This window comes from Anaerotruncus sp. AF02-27 (assembly GCF_003465835.1).
GTDB classification, from domain to species: Bacteria; Bacillota; Clostridia; order Oscillospirales; family Ruminococcaceae; genus Anaerotruncus; species Anaerotruncus rubiinfantis.
Window position 1 is genome coordinate 1 of the sequence record NZ_QSBX01000038.1, and the last position, 17,345, is coordinate 17,345.

Sequence of the window (17,345 nt, forward strand, 5' to 3'; positions counted from 1 at the left end):
CTCTCCTCCAGAAAAAGGAAACGCCCGCCGCGTAAAACGCGGCGGGCGGACTTGCATGAATCTTCTTTATTTGCGCGTGCGCGTGAAAGCATACACGCCCATCGAAAGCGCCAAAGCGGCAAGCGCAGCGCCGACAAAGTCGCTTGCGCCGGTCGACGGCGGCGGATTCTGCGGTTTCGGCGGCGGCGGAGCCATATCGGACGGTGTCTGTTGCTCTGGCGGCAGATTTTCCGGGTCCTGCGGCTCGCCTTCATAATCTTCCCACAAATCGAGTTCAACGTCCGAAATAACATAGGTTCCGAGCGTGCGGGTGCGCGTCTGCCAGCCGTCGATACCCGCGTCGGTTTCATCCTCGTGCACATAGGTGAACCGATCGGTCACATCCTCAAGATAGCCGTCCTTGTCCACCAGATAGATGAAGCAGTCGCGCGGATTCACATCGTAGCGGTAGTCATAATCGTAATAGTCGCTGTAGGGATTATAAAGGGTCAGTTTCGCGCGGGAGGTGCTGTCAATCGCCGGATTGCCGACAAAATCCCGGAAGTAAAGATCCGCGTCGGCCGGATCGCCGTAATCCTCATAGATGCTGCGGATGTTCTTTGTGGAGAGCTTCGCATAGAACTTGTCCGCGTCGCTGTCCGCTTCAAACTCCAGGCAGGCGATGTCTTCGTCATAGCCCCACGCGATCAGATTGTCCTCATTGGAGGTCGGGTTAAAGACAACCCCCTCCCCCGTCTCAATCGAAGCGTCGGTCTCCTCTTCCGGGTTCTCAATCCAGAGCTCGAACCGCACGCTGATGATATCCCCGGAATTCCAGACACGGTTGTTGTCCGGATCATCCTTGCTGCCGCGGGCCTTGAAGTAGGCGTCAAAGCTGAGCTGTTTTTCCTCAGTGATGCGCGAATCTTTGAGCTTCACTTCGATATAATGGTTGCGGCTGCCGCCGCCAAGCCGTTTGGTGACCAGCTTGACCGAACTGAGCAGGCTGCCGTTCTTGTCCTTGTCGAGCCGGAAATTGAAATAATCCTTGTCCGTGAGGTCCTCCAGATCGATCTCGGTCCCACCCTCAAGCGTGGCCGGACCGACCAGCTCGACATAAAACCGTTTGCCGGGCGGGACCGCCTCGCCATAGACATAGCTGTCCGTGATGTCAAATTCCGCGTAATCGAGCGTGTCGCCGTCCTCGTCGAGGATATCGGGACCAAGCCCGACCGTCCCATCGGAGGTAAATGCGAACACCCCGACCGCACCCAGCGTCATCACCAGGACAGCCGCCAGTATAAACGCCGCAAACCGTTTCATTGCGCACCCGACCTTTCGATTTCCTGTAATATGATGCAAAAACCAAATTTCAGATACTTCCACATCTGCATTATATCATGGAAAAACCTGCGAAGTCAACCGATACGCGCGCTCCCCGCCTTGCCACGTATTGTGGAATATGGTACAGTAACAGTATCATTTTAAGGGAAGGAGCTCCATATGAAAAATTTTGATCGCAGCGACCTCTCGTTCTCCCTCTGCGGCCTCAACTGCGGGCTCTGTCCGATGAAACTTGACCGCTACTGCCCCGGCTGCGGCGGCGGAGCCGGCAACCAGTCCTGCCCCATTGCAAGATGCAGCCTGGAGCGCGGCGGTTTCGCATACTGCTTCCAGTGTGAAGAATTTCCCTGCGCACGCTACACACAAACGGACACGTATGATACCTTCCTTTCGAAATGCAATAGAATGCGGGACATCGAGCGATTCAGGCGGATTGGGCAGGACGTCTATCACGCCGAACAAGCGGATCGAATCGCCGTTTTAAACCGTCTGCTGGAAAACTATAACGACGGGCGGCGTAAGAGCCTCTTCTGCCTTGCGGCGCAGCTTTTGGAACCGCAGAGCCTTGCTGCGGTCCTGCGTCAACTGGACGCGGAAACCGCCGGCCTGCCGCAGCAAGAAAAGGCCATACGCGCTGCGGATCTCCTGCGGGCGCTGGCAGAAGAGCAAAACATCGTGCTCAAGCTCCATAAGAAACCCTCAAAAAAGAAAACCAATCCATAAAAATAGGCGGTCAGCCTTTACCAGAGCTGGCTGCCTTGTTTTATGCACTGCATGAGAAAAATGCCCGGCGGCTGTGGAGGCAGCCGCCGGGCATTCATTTTGTCAAATTAACCAGGTTGATCAGGCCCAATTATTTGGACACTTTTTTGAAGGCAACCGCACCAGCCGCAGCCAGGGACAGGACAGCCGCGACAACCGCAACATTTACCATGTCGCTGGAACCGGTCTGCGGGATGTCCTTGCCGCTGTTGGAAGAAGTGGAGCTGGATGCGCTGGAGGAGGATTCCTCTTCCTCATCCACTTCGATGTCAAGCTCGGTGTCGGAAACGATGTAGGAACCCAGGGTGCGGGTCTTGATACCCCAGCCAGGAATCTCATATTCGTCCTCGGAATAGGTGAACTTCTCAGTGACATCGGTCAGGGTGCCGTCGGAATTTTTCTCATAGATGTACGCATCGGACGGATTCGGAACATAGTCCGCATCCTCATCCCACGGGATGCCGAGGACCAGGGTGGCACGGGAAGTTGCCGGAATGCTCGGATTGCCGACGAAATCATAGAACCACAGGTCCGCGTCAACCGGATCCGCATACTCGGAGTAGATGGTTCGGTCGGCGCTGGTGGACAGGCGCGCATAGAACTTGCCGGCGTCATCGTCCGCTTCGAACTCCAGCGCGGCCAGGTCGTCGCCCCAGATCAGGGTGTTGGTTTCGTTTTCTTCGGGGTTATAGTAGATGCGGTCGCCCGCTTCCGGATTGTCGTCGTTGGTCTTTTCCTCGTTGTTGATCCAGAAGGAATAATCAATGGTGACCTTATCACCCTTTTTAAAGGTGTTTTCACCCGTTTTGGAATCACGCTTCGCAGTGAAGGTGATTTCGCCGTCGGTGTGGATTTCAGAAGTGGTCATCGAATCGGCCAGCTCGAAATACAGGACTGCATCGTAACGAACGCCATTGACGCGCTTGTCGGTCAGCAGCTCGATTTTTTTGATCATCTTGCTGTTGGTATCCTTGTCGTAATCAAATTTGAAGAGGTCCTTATCCTTGAGGTCGCTGGTGGTGGCGTCGGTGTCGGTGTCCCAGACCGGGTTTACGACCGCTTCGACATCGCCGTCAGCCGCTTTGGAATTTACGAGCGGGACATAAAATTTCTTGTTCGGCGTGATGGTGTCCGCCTCGATGGTGTTGGCGGTCACTTCAACCTGGCCGACGGCCTCATCGTTGCCGTCCCAGGCGCCCGCAAAGTTTACGGTGCCGTCCGCGGCATCCGCCGCGAAAGCTGCCACGGACATGACGCTCATCGCCATCGCCGCGGCCAGGATTCCCGAAAGAATCTTTTTCATGGGTTTGTTCCTCCTTAAGAAAAAACAGTTTGATACACTTGGGCACGTCCTCCAACATTGCCCTTTGTGTACCCCAAGTATATCCTTGCCTTTTGGAAATGTCAAGCGTTTTTGTTACCGTTTTGTAATCTTTACAGGCAATATTGTAACCAATTTGTAATATATGGAACCAAAATCGACAATTTACGGCCATAAACATGAATTTATTATGAATATTTTTTGTCCAATTCCAATTTTTCTTCCATTTAATAGAATATACAAATAGTAATAAATCCCTTCTTTTCCGAATGAAAACGCAAAAAATGCCGCAGACTGGGCGTCTGCGGCATTTTGCGTTTTTGTTCCCATTACTTTCCTGTGGGCGGGTTCACCTTGGTATTTTTATTCACATCGACAGCCGGCGGAGCCTGCCAGGTCTGCGCCGGCGTTTCGGGCTCTGTTTGAGGCCTGCGTGACGTGTCCAGCTCCTTGTCCGAGATGATATAGCATCCCAAAGTCCGGATTTTGGTGCGCCAGCCGTTTACCTCATTTCCGTCCTCATCCTCTTCCACATAAGAGAACAGACTGCTGACATCCGTCAATTCCCCATCCACATTCTTAGAATAGATCCTGCACTTTTCCGGGACAGGCGCGCCGTCATCCTCCTCCGGCCACGGATAGAGCAGCGTAAGCACAGCGCGCGAAGTCGCGGAAATTGCCGGCGAACCGGTAAAATCACGGAAAAACAACTCTGCGCCGGCCGGATCGCCATAAGTTTCGTAGATGACCGGGTTCGCCTTGGTCGAAAGCTTCGCATAGAACTTCGACGCATCATCGTCCGCGGTGAAAGCCAGCGTTGCGACACGATCCCAGGTCACCATGTTCTTCTCATTAGACACCGGATCATAGACAAATTCATCACCCGGGTCGGCGTCCACATCGTCGCCTTTCTGTAAGTCGTTATTGATATAGAAGGTCAGCCGCAGCAGCGCATAATCGCCCTTTTTCCATAAAAAATCCCCGTCGTCGGTTTCTTGGTCCCTGCGCGCCGTAAAGGTGAGATCAAGACGTGCTTTGAGCTCCTCATCCGTCTGAGATTCCCCGATATCGATCTTCAGCCATGCACTGCGCCCACTGCCACCGATGGATTTTTCATTGTACTGACTGACCTTGACAAGGCCTTTTCCAGCGCCGTCCTTGTCGCTTTTCAAACGGAACAGATCTAAATTGGCCAGTTCTTTCGGCGTGACGTTGTTTTCAACATAGCTTTCTCCGCTCTCGTCCTCAATGAGCGCCACCGACCGGCCGGCACCCGAATCCGCCGGCCCCAGCCGCAGATAGAGCGTCTGATTGGGCGCGACATCAAAGGACAGGCTGCCTCCGGAGGGCGCGTCGCCCGTGGAAGCCTTTACCGCTCCGTCTTCATTTATCAGGTCCGCCGATGCTGCCGGGACAACCCCGCCGCTTCCCTGCGCGGATACGCCGACCGCGCCGAGGCTGCAGACCAGCAGGACGGCAAGCGCCGCCGCTGTTAGCTTTTTCATAGGAATTCCCCTTCTGGTTCGGAATCGGCGGAAAGCAACTCTCCATTTTGCCTTCCGCACGTTGTTTCTTGCTTTTATTATATCCCGAATGAAGTGGAAAAGTCAACGGATTTTGTAACCCTTTTGTAACTATTTCAATCCTTTTGTTACCAAATTGTCACTTTTGCATCATCCACTGGGCAAAAAGAACGCATCTTATGAACGGTCCGTGAATGGAACAGCTTTTTGATGGTTGACGACATAGATTCCGGCACAGACGCAAAACAACGCCGCGAGATTCTGAAACGTAAAGAAAATCTCATGCAGGAATACCGCCGAAAGCAACGCGCCGAATACTGGCGTGAGGAAGTTATAAATACTGATCTTCGCCACCGGGTTATATTTGAGCAGGATGGTCCAGCCGCCAAAGGCAAGGGCTGAAAGGATCACCAGATAGACAAGCAGGCCAATCCCCTCCGCCGTGACCACGTTTAAGCTCCCACCGAACGCGAGCCCCACCGCCAGCAGCCCGACGCCGCCGATCATGAGCTGCCATCCGCTGATCATGACCGAATCCCCATTGGCCGAGACATTCTTGCTGATCACGAATCCGACCGAAAAGGAAATTGCCGCGATGATGACAAATCCATCCCCTGTAAAATTGAATCCCGCCCCAAAGCTGCCGCCGCTCAGCGTGATCAGAACCACGCCGATGAAGCCAAGTATGCAGCCAGCTACCTTTTTGGGCGTGATGCGGTCGTTCTTATAACAAAAATGCGCAAGGATCACCGCGAAAAAGGAGGAAACTGAATTGAGGATCGAAGATTTCACCCCAGTGGTGTTGGCCACGCCGATATAAAAGAATAAATATTCCAGAAAGGTCTGTACAAACCCCAACAAAATAATCCCCCGAATGTTTTTTCGATCGGGCAGCAGCAGGCGGCGGCTCACCAAGCTGCCCGCCGCGATTGTGACCAGCCCGGCGAACGTGAACCGCACGCCCGCAAAGACCAGTTTTCCCGGAATATCGTTGGTTGCAAGCGCAAACAGCTCATATCCGATTTTCAGGCATGGAAACGCACTCCCCCACAGCAGGGTGCAGATCACCGCAACCAGGATGATGACCGGCTCTTTGGTAAAAATGCTGCGATTAGACATTGTCGACATAAAGTTCCCTCTTTCCCGTCCATTTCCAACCCATCCAATTTATCACAATCCGCGGGGTTTGTCCATCTTCCCTACAGGAAAAATCACGGCCGGAGCGAATTCGCCCCGGCCGTGATTTACCGTCGGTCCTTTTCACTGTCCGCCGCCGAACATCCGGGAGAGCGGGCTCACCACGTCATGCAGGTCTTTGATCGCCTTATTGAGCGTGGCGATATCCACCCCCTCGATCACCGAAAGCGCCTTTTCCACGTCGTCAAGCGCCTTGACGATCCCATCCCTGCTCTGCAGCACCAGTCCGTCCACATTTTTCAGCACACCGCCGATATCCGCTTCAGAAAGCTCAGCGCTCACATTTTGCAGGTCGGCAAGCACAACGCCCGCCTGTCCCACAACGTCGTTGGCCGCGCCCACCAGCCCGGTCAACCGCGGAACCAGCAGTGAAAACAGCACGATCACCACAAGCAGTGCCGCCCCGGTAAACACCGCGCAGAGCCGCGCCATAAAAAGCTGTTTTTTCAGGCAGGCGGTCTGCCGTGCGCTTTCTTCCTGCATCTGCCGCAAAAGCGGGATGAACGCATCCTGCCCGGGCTGTACGGTCTGCTCATCCGAACCGGTTTTCTCCAGAATGGTTTCCATCATCCCGCACCCCTCCCCAAAATGATTTTCCGCACGCGGCCAGAAACGGGGCCCGCCAGCACGCGGCAGGCCCCGGATCTGTCATACATGCGGGACAAACGTATATTCCGCAATCTCGCGGTTGACCGTCACCAGATCCTCCAGCGACAGGCTGTGCACATCGTCATGTCCCAGACAGCGCGCCAGCGTTTTAAGCTCCTCGGTCGACGCGGTAAGGAAGTTCGCCAGCCGCTGTGCACCGATATCGACACGCAGGCGTTTTCTGAGTTCCGGGTCCTGGGTGGCCGCTCCCATCGGACAGGCTCCGGTGTTGCAGATGCGGTATTGCTGGCAGGCCGCGGCCATCAGCGACGCGGTCGCGATTGCCACCGCGTCCGCGCCCATGGCCAGCGCCTTTGCAAAATCGGTCGAGACGCGCAGCCCGCCGGTGATGACAAGGTCGATATCCAGGTGGTGCTCGTCCAGATACCTCCGTGCGCGGTGCAAAGCAAAGATCGTCGGAACACTGGCCGCGTCCTTTAAAAGCTTCGGGGAAGCGCCGGTCGCGCCTCCGCGCCCGTCGATCGTCATAAAATCCGGCTTCGCATGCGCGATGAACGCCATATCCCGTTCAATCCTGCCCGCGGCGATCTTCACGCCAATCGGCCTGCCCCCGGAACGTTCCCGCAGTTCCGCAACCAGTTCACGCAGATCCTCCTTGCTCTTCAGCCGCTCAAACCGGGACGGGCTCACGATATCCTCCCCCATCGGCTTTCCGCGCAGAGCCGCGATCTGTTCGGTGACCTTCTCCCCCGGCAGATGGCCGCCCATACCGGGCTTGGTGCCCTGTCCGATCTTGATTTCGATCGCATCCGCACGGCGCAGGTTCTCATCGGTCACGCCGTAGAGGTTCGGCACGTATTCGAATATGTATTTGTAGGCCGCGTCCCTCTCCGGCGGCAGGATGCCGCCCTCGCCGCTGCACATCGCGGTCTTTGCCATGGCCGAGCCCTTCGCGAGCGCGACCTTCATCTCCTCGGACAGCGCGCCGAAAGACATGTGGGAAACGTATACCGGCGTTTCCAGCACCATCGGCTGTTCGGCATGCTTTCCAATCACGGTGCGGGTGTTGACCAGCGCGTGCTCATCGAGCGGCGGCGGGTCAAGCTGCGCGCCAAGCAGGAGGATCTGGTCCCAGCCAATCACCGGCAGACGGGTCCCCATCGCTTCGATAACCGATTGTCCGGTCTGCGCCATCGTATGGATGGTGGCCATATGCGGCTCATGCTCGTCGCTCAGGCGGGCAAACTCCTTCGGGTATGCGAGCGGATTGTCCTGCCGCGCGGGCTCTGCGGGTGCGGCGGCAACCGGTTCCTCCGGAATTTTTTTATACATCCGTTTCGGCACCCCGCAGGCCGGACAGCTCCAGTCCTCCGGCAGGTTGTCAAATTTTACGCCCTGCTCGTCCTCGTCATAGATAAATCCACAGATTTCGCACTGATATTTCGCCATCTGATCCACCCCTTCCTCTTTTTTCCTTGTTTTCATTTTAAGGGCAGAATTGGGGAATGTCAATCATTTCCGGCGTTTTATCCCGGCTTGGGCGCAGGCCCATGCTTCCGGCCCCGTTCCTCCTCCACCGTTTCACACGGGTTCATCCAGGTTGCGCAAGACTGGCCAGCACTTCCCCGATGTCCCGGTTGATGCAAAGCGACCTGAATCGGATTTCATGCGGCGCGTCCGCCTCCCCATTGTTGATACAGACATATACCGCGTCCGGATTTCTGCGGGCGAACTGCCAGAACGGATATTTGATGATCACCGGGGTGTTCGCGCCCACGCCCAGTTCCAGGTACAGAACGCGCCCGACCCTGTGACGGTCCAGAAACGCCTCGTACCGCTGTTTTGCATGGTACCATCCCTCATCCTGCACGAAACTTGCGTCACAACGCAGGTTCATTGCCATCGGCCTGCCGCAGGCCGGACAGTGCGGAACAAGTTCTTGGGGAATGCGCATCTCCTTTTGTTCGCGGACCATCCGGCGCACCATATCCTCGTTGTCATAGGTTTTCTGATGGCAGGGCTTCACGCACTGCCACAGGCCGTAATCCCCCTGTGTATAGAACAGCCTCCGCTTGTCAAAGCCGGCCAGCTGGAAACTGTGATCCACGTTGGTGGTGATGATAAAATATTCCCGGCCCTCCAGCAGCTTTCTCAGACGCTGGTATGGTTCCCGCGCCGGCTGGTCGTAGCGGTTCAGATAGATATGCCTGCTCCAGTAAGCCCAATATTCCTCCAGTGTGCGGTATGGGTAAAAGCCCGCCGAATACATATCGCGCAGCCCATATTTCTCAATGAAGTCCGCAAAGTTTTCTGTGAAGCGCGGACCGGAATAGGAAAGCCCCGCCGAAGCGGAAAGTCCCGCGCCCGCGCCAACCACCACCGCGTCCGCTTTATCGAGGAGTTCCCGCAGCCGGCCGGCCTGTTCCGAGCAGTTGCTGGTAGATCCGGTAGTCAACCTCTTTAAAAACATTGAATATCACCTTCATGCCGCTGCCGGTGCGGTCCAGAAACGCCCGAACCGTTTCCACCGCAATCTGCGCGGCTTTTTCGTTTGGAAAATGGAATTCCCCCGTTGAAATACAGCAGAACGCCACACTGGCAAGCCTGTTTTCGTTCGCCAGCTCCAGGCAGGAGCGGTAACATCCGGCAAGCAGCCGGCAGTCCTTTGCCGTAAGCTTCCCGCAAACTACCGGCCCCACCGTATGCAGGACATATTTCGCCGGCAGGTTGTAGCCTTCGGTCAGCTTTGCCTGACCGGTGGGTTCCTCATGTCCCTGCGCAGCCATTATCCGGCTGCATGCGTCCCGCAGCTGCAATCCCGCGGCCGAATGGATGGCATTGTCGATACAGCCGTGACAGGGATAAAAACACCCCAGCAAGGCGCTGTTCGCAGCGTTCACAATCGCATCGGCCCGAAGCCTGGTGATATCGCCCCGCCACAAGGCAAGCCGCGGGTCTGCGCAGGTCACCGGCAGGCCCGCGGCATCCACCACACCTTTCTCCTCCCGTTCTGCGCGCAGGATTTCATCCTGCGCCGCGAGAAAATCCGTCCGCAGGGGCCATGCGGGACGCAGATTCATCAGACTGCGCAGCAGCCGGCGCCGGGAAGGTTCGTCCGGCGGGAAGCTTTCCGCCCACGCAGCATACTGCGGCAGATCACGGAGCAGCATCCGGATACAATATTCGATCTGTTCCAAACGTTCCATGCATTCACCCCTGTCTTTTTAGAATCTCACGCCGCGGACAGCCCGCGCGCATTTGCCGCTGTGCGCCGGGGCCTTCCAGCATTTTCTCAAAGGTTGAACTCTCTGGGCGGCTCGCCGGAAAAGTCAGCGATAACCGCATGGGCATCCGCCAGATAAAACACCACAAAAACCGGGTTGTCAGCGGTTTGATATTGGCCTTGGACGATTGGATTATGCATACAGCCCTCCTTGACCGCCCGGTTATTTTCAAACACCGCTCTGCCGTTCAGGCGGAGCCAGGCAAAGTCGGCGCTGGAAACTGAAATTTCAATGTACGGATTTTTTTGGATGTCCTGATAGACTTCTTTGGTATTGTTGGTACAGAACCAGAGCTTTCCTTCCCGCTCAAAACAGAACATGAAAGGGCGGCATTTTGCTTTGCCGTCACGGCCTACCGTGGCAAGATATTGCACCGGGTTTTCGGACAGGAATTTTACGACTTCGTTCATGATATGACCTCCATTGCGTCTGATGTTTCCGGCGGCTTTTCACCGCCTTTGTTTTCATGATAAGCCCGAATATCCCCGCTGTAAAGTAAGCACTTTATTGTGCGATAGTTTCCAATTTGATACCATTGGCTATTCATGCGCTTTCTGTGACACATTCGATGCGGCGCGGCAGAAGCCGCCCGCCGGAAATATGCCGTTTTTCCTGATTCCAGGCCGTAAATCCCGCAAAGGGAATCCCCCGGTGTAACGGGGAATTCCCTTTATTCCTTCAACTCAAAATTGATTTTGTCAAAGTCGATGATCCCTTCCGCGCGCATACGGGCCAGCTCGCGGCTCAGCGCGCTGCGGTCCGCGCAGAGATAATCAGCCAGCGCGGTGCGTCCCATCGGACTTATGAACCTCCGCGAGCCGTTTCTCTGCGCCTGTTGGGATGCCCAGACAAGGATCCGCTCCCTCAGAGTTTTTTTTGAGATGATCTCCATCTTTTCCATCAGTAGGACATTTTTGCGTGCCAGGAGCTTCACCATATTTTCGATCAGCCGCTGATGAAACTCGCAGGACGCGCCGCAGGTGTGCAGGACCCGGTAAAAATCCAGCAGCAGCACCGTGCAGTCGCTCGCGGCCGGGAAGGAAACAATACTGCCGGTCTGTTCCCCACAGACAAAGCTCTCCCCGAACACCTCGCCCGGTCCGATCGAAAGCAGGATGCTTTTTTGCCCCCAGACGTCCTCCTTGACCATCTGCACCATCCCGGACATCACCACGCCGATCCGGTGCAGCCGTTCCCCTTCCAGGAAGATATATTCATTTTTCCGGTATTTCTGGGTGACCGCGCCCAGACACCGCAGCATGGAATCCCGTTCCTGTTCCCCGATTTCCCCAAACAGCTCCAAATTTCTGCCCCCTTTGCGGTTCATTCTTTTCAGCATATCAAAAAACGCTGTACGTTGCAACTGCAACATACAAACGGCCCCCCTTATGTTATAGTATCTTTGCCGCAAGACAATATTCCACAGAGAAACCGGAAAACCAGAGGCTTTGGAAAAGAAAGAGGTTTGCATGATGAAACGCAAAATTATAAAAATTGATGAGAACAAATGCAACGGCTGCGGCCTGTGCGCCGAGGCCTGCCATGAAGGCGCCATCGGGATGGTAAACGGCAAAGCCAAACTGCTGCGCGAGGACTACTGCGATGGGTTGGGCGACTGCCTTCCGGCCTGCCCCACCGGGGCGATCACCTTTGAGGAACGGGAGGCCCCCGCTTACGACCACGCGGCAGTGATGGCCGCCAAGCAAGCGGCCGCGCCGCTCCCCTGCGGCTGTCCGGGCAGTCAAAGCAAACACATCCGCCGCACGCCCGAGCAGACCGCTTTAGCCGCGGAGCCTGCCTGCAGCGAACTTTCCCAGTGGCCAGTGCAAATCAAACTTGCCCCAGTCAACGCGCCCTATTTCACCGGCGCGGATCTGCTAATCGCCGCTGACTGCACCGCCTTTGCCTACGGCGACTTCCACCGCCGCTTCATCCGTGGCCGGGTGGCACTGATTGGCTGCCCCAAGCTGGATGAAGGCGATTACGCCGAGAAGCTCACCGAAATCATCCGGCAAAATGACATCCACAGCGTCACCGTTGTGCGTATGGAGGTCCCCTGCTGCGGTGGAATTGAAAACGCGGTTAAGCGCGCACTGCAGGCAAGCGGCAAATTCCTACCCTGGCACGTGGTGGTCATCTCCACCAATGGGCAGATCCTCTCGGAATAAAAAGCCGGATCATTCCGCCGCAGACACAGAACGGAAAACGTCTGAACAGTGCCAAAATGGTTTCATCCCCACACCCATTCATTTTGCCATAGGGAATCGTTTTCGGCCACTTGAAAATTTAGGCGAACATACAATCTTTTAAATTTGGATTCATATTTACGATATATCCAATTCAGCGATATGCTAATATATGGTAAACTTGTAGCACCGATGTTAGAAATATAATCGTCTCCCTGCAAAAACACCCGCGTAAAGCGGGTGTTTTTGCAGGGAGACGTCCGCAGGATTCGGAGCTGTGCGCAGTTTTATGGATGCGCAATCCTACAAGTTCCGGGATTCATTCGTCCCCATCCAGATTGCGGTGGGGAAATCTAAATTGAAATGCGTCCTCGCCCGGGTTCTAAAACCCGGGCGTTTTTTGATGAAGAACAGCAGGCTCCTGGTGCATACTTTACATACAAACTATATTCTTCTATCCTTGAATTGCTGTGGGGGAAAGTTTTGTTTTGAGACCTTTTTCTGTCTGGGCACAACTATCAATCCAAAAGGGCGCATTTTCGGTTGCGCGCAATATCGTTATCTTTATAATAAAAATCAAGGGGTGGCCATATGAACCTGTTCAGCCTGACCAAAATTAAACCCAGCGTCGATCAATATGTCAAAGTCATCGCAGACCTTCTGCATGTGGAGGTTGACATTATTGATTATAAACTGCTGCGTGTTTCCGGCACCGGCAAGTATGCCCATGACTTCTACCGGCAGGGAAATTCCTACCAATGGGTTCTTACCCACCGGCAGACACTCCTTATCGATCATCCCCGCGAACATGAACGCTGCGCTGGATGCAGCAACCTTGACCACTGCGACGACAAGGTGGAAATCACCTGTCCCATCCTGTTGGACGGGGCCGCGATCGGTGTGATCTCCATCACCACCACCGATCTTGCGCGCAAGGAAGCGCTCTGCCAAAACATCGACAATTACATCGCCTTCCTGGAAAATATCGCCGACCTGATCGCCAGCAAGGCGCGGGAATATGACATCTCCCGGCAGGAAGAGCTCCTTTCCAGCCTTCGGGAAAAATTGATCAACCTGATCAGCGACGGGGTGATCCTGCTCGATTCACAAAACCATGTGCAGTATCTCAATCACAAGGCAGAGCTGCTGCTTGCGAATTCCCTTTCGCAAATCCAATACCTGGAAAAAATCCGACAGTTTTCGATTATCCAATGCACCAGTATCCTCGGCACCAGCGCGGCGGAATATCTTGTGCGGATTCGGGAAAAGCAGTTCACCCTTTCAGGGGAGGTGCACATCCTGCGAAACGAGCGCAATGAACTCTGCAAGGTTTTCCTGTTCCAGGGGCTTGACCGGAAACGGGACGGTTTTTATGAGTTCAGCTTCCTGGACGATTTCAACGTCCACTTTCTCGAAGGGAGCAGCCCCCGCACCATCGCCATGCGGGAGCAATGTGAACGCTTTGCCGCGCTCGATTCCGACGTGCTCATTCTTGGGGAGGTCGGCAGTGGAAAAAAAGTACTGGGGTCGCTCATCCATTATAAAAGCAAGCGCCGGGAGGAACCTTTTAAAACAATTCCCTGCCACATCACCGCGGACAGCCTGCTTGAACGGGAACTGTTCAGCGCATTGGAAACCGCCCCCAACGGCACGCTTTTCATCGATGAAATCACCCTTCTGCCGCCGCATCTTCAACAGCGGCTGCTTGCAACGATCGAAGATCCCAACCGGACTGTCCGAGTGATCGCTTCCTCCAACCAGGATCTGCACCAGCTGGCCCAAAGCGGAGGGTTTCTTGGAGAACTGTGTTATGCACTTGAGTCCTTCACTATCTTTGTTCCGCCTCTGCGCAGCCGCCGGGAGGATATCCCCCTGCTGGTGCGGCAGCTGCTTGCCGCCGCCAACCGCCGTTCCGGCAAGATGGTGGCCTTTGAGCGGGATGTCATCCAGCTTTTTATCGCCTATCCGTGGCCAGGGAACGTGCGGGAACTCGAAAATACCATTTCCGCCATCGTCTGCGAGCATGATTTTGACCGGCGGGGATCTGTGTCCAGCCTGCCCCATCCAATCCGGCAGAAGCTCAGCCGTCCGCCGCAGATTTATGACCTGAAGGAAATTGAAAAACAAACCATACGCAAGGCGCTCCGAGATTTCGAAGGGCTGCCGGGCGGAAAGCAGAAAGCGATCCAGGCGTTGGGCATTAGCAAAGCAACCTTCTACCGCAAGCTCGAACGGCTTGGAATCCGCGACCAAACCAAAGACGAATAGGGTGTTGACGGCCAACCATGCGCGCGAATGGGACGGCCTTCCGACATAAAGTTTGGGTGTGCGACCCATTTATTTATGAGAGGAGGATACGCATGTCTAAAGAAAACAACACAAAACTTTCCGGTATGGACCCGGCTGTCTATCAAAAACAACTGCTGCGGTTTCTGTTTTACACATTCCTTGGGTGTCTGGTCTTTTTCTGTCCGGTCAAACAGGGGGATTCCACCAACATCGTCTTTGGTGTGATCACCGATTTTCTCAAAGGTCTGCTGGGGGATTTCGGGGTCTATCTCATCATTGCCATTATCGTCGGGAACTCCATTGCCTATTTCATCAGCCGTTTCTGCACCAAAAAAGATTCAAAGGCTTATCAATTCTATTCCGATGTTTCCCCCTATCAGGCGATCGGCTACGTCCTTGCCGCTGTCTTCGCCATCATGTACATCTTCAACTGCGGTCCGGAATGGATCATCGGCCCGGATACCGGCGGATCGATCGTTGGGATTCTCAAAACCATCCTCTGGACCATTTCCCTTGGCGCGGCGCTCATCTCTCTGCTGACCGCGTTCGGCTCGATGGAATTCATCGGGACGCTTTTTGAGCCGCTGATGCGCCCGCTTTATAAGCTGCCTGGGCGCAGTGCGCTCGACGCGATGGCCTCCTTTGTCGGCACTTCGTCGGTCGGCTGCTACCTGACCAGCCGCATCTATAAAGCCAAGGGCTATACCGTCCGGGAAGCCGCGACCATTTCGACCACCTTTTCGGTGGTAAGCGTCAGTTTTGCCGCCGTCTGCGCCCAGACCGCCGGCATCATGAACCTGTTCTACATCATCTATCCCGTGACTTTCGTCATCACCTTTGTCATGGCTTTTATCATGCCGCGCATCCCGCCCCTCTCCCGCAAACCGGACATCTATATCGACGGGACTGAGCAGCCGGAGTCGGCCCGCAAAGAAAAGATGGTATACGAACACGGGATCTGGCGGGAAGCGCTCAACCGCGCGGTCTCGAAGGCCTCCGAAACGCCGAGCTTCTGGAAGGAGATGTTCCAAAGCCTTTCCCAGGGCGTGATCCTCTGTGTCAAAGCGCTTGGAATTGTCTTTGCGGTCGGCACCATCGGAATGATCCTCGCGGAGTATACACCGGTCTTTACCTGGCTGGGCTATCCGATGGTTCCGCTCCTCAACCTGTTCGGCGTACCGGATGCGTCGGTCATCGCCCCCGCTACTCTCATCGGCGTGGCGGAGATGTTCCTGCCAAACCTGCTGATCGCTGAAATGGAAATCAGCCTTGCCGCCCGTTTTTTTATCCATGTGCTTTCGCTCGTCCAAATCATCTACTTCTCCGAGGTCGGCGCCGTGATGATCATTTCCGGCCTGCCAGTAAAGGTTTGGGAAATGGTGGTCATCTTCCTGGAACGCACCCTGATCGCGATCCCGCTGATCGCGGGCGTGATGCATCTGCTTGTCATGGCCGGAGTACTGGTCTGACCGAATTGATACATTTGGAGGAAATCATATGTCACAACAGCCAAAATACTGCCCGTTGGACCCAAAAATCTACACACGGTTCACCGGCATCCGCACCTTTATGAAGCTGCCGTTTCTGAACGGCGATCTTTCCGGCGCTGATTTTGCGGTCGTGGGCATTCCCTGCGATCTCGGCGCGACCTTCCGTTCCGGCGCCGCCTTCGGGCCCGCCGCAATCCGTGAAATGTCGATCATGCTGCGTTCCGGCAATCCCAATCTGGAAGTGGATATCTTCGACTACCTTTCCGGCGTGGATTACGGGGACGTCAACACCGATCCCTGCTCTCTGCCTGCCTGTCACGCAGAGATTGAAAAAGTCTACGACGAGATTGTCGGCCAGGGTGTGATGCCGATCGGGCTTGGCGGAGACCATTCTGTCACGCTGCCGCAGCTGCGGGCCATCGCAAAAAAATACGGGCCGGTCGCGCTCGTCCAATTTGACTCCCACCTCGACACCAACGATATCCAAAACGGGAACCGCCTGACTCATGGGACCATGTTCCGGCGGGCGGCCGAAGAGGGCCTGATCGATACACGGCATTCGATCCAGGTTGGCATCCGCGGAATCTACGGGATCGAAACTATCCGTGAGTCAGAGGATCTCGGCTTCACAGTCATCACCGCCCACGATCTGCATGAAAACGGGATCGATTGGGCGGCCGCAAAAATCCTGGAAACGGTCGGGGACAAGAAAACCCATTTCACTTTCGACATCGATTTCTTTGATCCTGCCTATGCCCCCGGCACCGGGACGATCGAGGTGGGCGGTTTCACAAGCTACGAAGGGCTCAAGCTTGCCCGCAGCATCCGGGACCTCGATTTCGTGAGCTTCGACCTGGTCGAGGTGCTTCCCGCCTTCGATCCCACCCAGATCACAGCTTATCTCGGCGGCTGCTGCGTTCACGAATTCCTTTCGATGCTCGCCTGGAAACGCAAACAGACCTCCGCGCTTTAAGCGCGTTTCTAATCACTCGCTGCCCGCTGTTAAAAAACCATTTGATCGGCCGCGGACGTATCACTGCTTCAGTGATACGTCCGCTAAAGCAATTGGCTGTTTTCTCTGCTCAGACACACATCAAGCCATGAATTTCGCTTTATGATATCGTTTGCGGTCACACGAATATTTAGGACAACTCACAATCTTTCTGGTTCTATTACGCATTCACGATATATCCCATTGTATTAGCACGCTAAAGTATGATAAGCTTGCAGCACCCGATGCCCCGGGTAATAATATTGTTTCCCTGCAAAGATGCCCGCCGCGTGCGGGTATTTTTGCGTTTCAAATAATAATCCCCCGGCATAGCCGGGGGTATTTCATATGCGGGCAAAGCCCTATGATG

Annotated in this window: 15 protein-coding genes; 5 read left to right on the plus strand and 10 right to left on the minus strand. The window is 55.1% G+C overall.

Going from position 1 to position 17,345, the window contains the following annotated elements:
* Positions 1 to 66: 66 nt before the first annotated feature.
* Positions 67 to 1,302, minus strand: coding sequence for a hypothetical protein (locus tag DWV16_RS17380; protein ID WP_118480648.1), 1,236 nt, complete (start codon positions 1,300 to 1,302; stop codon positions 67 to 69).
* 180 nt (positions 1,303 to 1,482) lie between these two features.
* Between DWV16_RS17380 and DWV16_RS17385 the strand changes: the two genes are divergently transcribed.
* Complete coding sequence (locus tag DWV16_RS17385; RefSeq protein WP_118480650.1) at positions 1,483 to 2,046, plus strand: DUF3795 domain-containing protein; 564 nt, start codon at positions 1,483 to 1,485, stop codon at positions 2,044 to 2,046.
* 130 nt (positions 2,047 to 2,176) lie between these two features.
* On the opposite strand, the gene DWV16_RS17390 is transcribed toward DWV16_RS17385, so the two are convergent.
* The 9 genes from DWV16_RS17390 to DWV16_RS17430 form a co-directional block, all read right to left on the minus strand.
* Positions 2,177 to 3,388: an LPXTG cell wall anchor domain-containing protein gene (locus DWV16_RS17390; RefSeq protein ID WP_066454090.1), complete on the minus strand. Its 1,212-nt coding sequence runs from the start codon at positions 3,386 to 3,388 to the stop codon at positions 2,177 to 2,179.
* 347 nt (positions 3,389 to 3,735) lie between these two features.
* Positions 3,736 to 4,911 (minus strand): hypothetical protein, encoded by a 1,176-nt coding sequence (locus DWV16_RS17395; protein WP_118480652.1) that lies wholly within the window; start codon positions 4,909 to 4,911, stop codon positions 3,736 to 3,738.
* 195 nt (positions 4,912 to 5,106) lie between these two features.
* Positions 5,107 to 6,057, minus strand: a complete 951-nt coding sequence (locus tag DWV16_RS17400; protein WP_243007362.1) for a DMT family transporter — start codon at positions 6,055 to 6,057, stop codon at positions 5,107 to 5,109.
* 132 nt (positions 6,058 to 6,189) lie between these two features.
* Complete coding sequence (locus DWV16_RS17405) at positions 6,190 to 6,696, minus strand: hypothetical protein (protein ID WP_118480654.1); 507 nt, start codon at positions 6,694 to 6,696, stop codon at positions 6,190 to 6,192.
* Between the two features lie 78 nt (positions 6,697 to 6,774).
* On the minus strand, positions 6,775 to 8,184 hold the full coding sequence (locus DWV16_RS17410; protein WP_118480656.1) for a glutamate synthase-related protein: 1,410 nt from the start codon (positions 8,182 to 8,184) through the stop codon (positions 6,775 to 6,777).
* 142 nt (positions 8,185 to 8,326) lie between these two features.
* The gene (locus DWV16_RS17415) at positions 8,327 to 9,205 is read right to left on the minus strand and encodes a Sir2 silent information regulator family NAD-dependent deacetylase (RefSeq protein WP_066454078.1); all 879 of its coding nucleotides are present in this window, start codon (positions 9,203 to 9,205) and stop codon (positions 8,327 to 8,329) included.
* On the minus strand, positions 9,126 to 9,941 hold the full coding sequence (locus DWV16_RS17420; RefSeq protein WP_118480658.1) for a protein-ADP-ribose hydrolase: 816 nt from the start codon (positions 9,939 to 9,941) through the stop codon (positions 9,126 to 9,128). The genes DWV16_RS17415 and DWV16_RS17420 overlap by 80 nt, the downstream gene beginning before the upstream one ends.
* 86 nt (positions 9,942 to 10,027) lie before the next feature.
* Positions 10,028 to 10,429 carry a pyridoxamine 5'-phosphate oxidase family protein gene (locus tag DWV16_RS17425; protein ID WP_118480660.1) on the minus strand — a complete coding sequence of 134 codons (402 nt, stop codon included), beginning with the start codon at positions 10,427 to 10,429 and terminating at the stop codon, positions 10,028 to 10,030.
* 260 nt (positions 10,430 to 10,689) lie between these two features.
* The gene (locus DWV16_RS17430) at positions 10,690 to 11,391 is read right to left on the minus strand and encodes a Crp/Fnr family transcriptional regulator (protein WP_118480662.1); all 702 of its coding nucleotides are present in this window, start codon (positions 11,389 to 11,391) and stop codon (positions 10,690 to 10,692) included.
* Positions 11,392 to 11,491: 100 nt separating this feature from the next.
* Between DWV16_RS17430 and DWV16_RS17435 the strand changes: the two genes are divergently transcribed.
* From DWV16_RS17435 to speB, 4 genes are all read left to right on the plus strand, one after another.
* Positions 11,492 to 12,187: an ATP-binding protein gene (locus DWV16_RS17435; RefSeq protein WP_118480664.1), complete on the plus strand. Its 696-nt coding sequence runs from the start codon at positions 11,492 to 11,494 to the stop codon at positions 12,185 to 12,187.
* Positions 12,188 to 12,796: 609 nt separating this feature from the next.
* Positions 12,797 to 14,473: a sigma 54-interacting transcriptional regulator gene (locus tag DWV16_RS17445; protein WP_118480668.1), complete on the plus strand. Its 1,677-nt coding sequence runs from the start codon at positions 12,797 to 12,799 to the stop codon at positions 14,471 to 14,473.
* Positions 14,474 to 14,565: 92 nt separating this feature from the next.
* Positions 14,566 to 15,963, plus strand: coding sequence for a YjiH family protein (locus DWV16_RS17450; RefSeq protein WP_158572963.1), 1,398 nt, complete (start codon positions 14,566 to 14,568; stop codon positions 15,961 to 15,963).
* A 28-nt stretch (positions 15,964 to 15,991) separates the two neighbouring features.
* Positions 15,992 to 16,957 carry an agmatinase gene (gene speB / locus DWV16_RS17455; protein WP_118480672.1) on the plus strand — a complete coding sequence of 322 codons (966 nt, stop codon included), beginning with the start codon at positions 15,992 to 15,994 and terminating at the stop codon, positions 16,955 to 16,957.
* Positions 16,958 to 17,345: the final 388 nt, after the last annotated feature.